1 protein-coding gene and 1 pseudogene are annotated in these 785 nt (G+C 42.3%); both read right to left on the bottom strand.

What is annotated here, in order from left to right; genetic code table 11:
- Positions 1-190, bottom strand: a pseudogene (locus tag KIV40_RS26215) (methyl-accepting chemotaxis protein); the annotation flags it as partial.
- A 182-nt stretch (positions 191-372) separates the two neighbouring features.
- Positions 373-660, bottom strand: a complete 288-nt coding sequence (locus KIV40_RS26210) for an HAD family hydrolase (protein ID WP_285352111.1) — start codon at positions 658-660, stop codon at positions 373-375.
- Positions 661-785: the final 125 nt, after the last annotated feature.

The following is a 785-nucleotide window of genomic DNA, read 5'->3' as shown; positions in this document are numbered from 1 at the left end:
GTTGACCATAATAATGCTTAGCCAATGACACAGCGGATTCAACCTGTGCACTGAGTTTGCTCTCACGCTCTGCCATTGAGGAAGCGCGCTGCTGCAGTAAGTTATAAGTACATGCCATGATCAGTGATACTACTGAGAATATGACAATGGAGGCGAGTTTGGATTTGATTGAAAGGTTGCTTAGTTTCATAGCGGACTGACTTTATTATTTTGTTATTAGTTGCGAGCAAACTAACAAAACTACTTTCATCCGCGATGATGCATGTCATGAAGACCGAATATTCACATGATTACATATGCAAAAGGTGACACTGGTCACCCATACCTAGTTGAATTTTATAAAGATATCAATAATTCATCAGTGTTGTTGAACTAGCCTCTTAATTCCGAAAGTTGAGTAATTCTCAGACAGTCGATATGACTCGATTTTTCATCTGGCTTTTGGGTAAACCAGATTGCATTGATACCCGAATCAAGTGCTGGAATGATATCTTTCTCAAGCGTGTCTCCGACCATGATCACGCTAGCAAGTGGTACATCGAGGTGACGAATAATCGCAGGGAAAAACTCAGGGCTCGTCTTATCCACGCCTAGGTTCGATTTACAGAAATAGCCAGAGATGAATCTATCCAGCCCTACTCGACTAAAAGCGTGTTTAATCTCTAGCTATTTCTGTAAATCAAACCTAGGCGTGGATAAGACGAGCCCTGAGTTTTTCCCTGCGATTATTCGTCACCTCGATGTACCACTTGCTAGCGTGATCATGGTCGGAGACACGCTTGAGA

Source organism: Vibrio sp. D173a, from assembly GCF_030248475.1.
This window is presented reverse-complemented; position numbering and strand designations above follow the sequence as displayed.